This is a genomic window from Psychrobacter sp. TB20-MNA-CIBAN-0197 (assembly GCF_040309765.1).
In the GTDB taxonomy this organism is placed as follows: Bacteria; Pseudomonadota; Gammaproteobacteria; order Pseudomonadales; family Moraxellaceae; genus Psychrobacter; species Psychrobacter submarinus.
In genome coordinates, this window is sequence record NZ_JBEOPC010000560.1 from 1 (window position 1) to 273 (window position 273).

The window sequence follows — 273 nt, forward strand, 5'->3', positions numbered from 1 at the left end:
GTACTCCTCGGCGCTGAAGCCCTTCACTTCGCCCGCGAAATGGCAGGCGAGGTTCGACGCATCGAACTTCGTGACGGTGGCGATACCGGACTTGCCGGCGACGAGATTGGCCCAGCCGTCGGCAACATTATTGCCAACAGGCGAAATCAGCCCCAGGCCTGTAACGACAACACGACGGCGGCTCACGGTAACCTCTTTTCCATTATTGGATGACAAAAACAAAAGCCACAGTGGCCACAGGAACCAGCCCTGCGAGCCCTGTGGCTGTTAGTC

General features: G+C 58.2%; 1 protein-coding gene. It reads right to left on the reverse strand.

From position 1 onward, the window contains the following. On the reverse strand, nucleotides 1–186 hold a 186-nt coding region (locus AAEY83_RS14955; RefSeq protein ID WP_351060133.1), incomplete at its 3' end, for a beta-ketoacyl synthase N-terminal-like domain-containing protein. Nucleotides 187–273 lie beyond the last annotated feature (87 nt).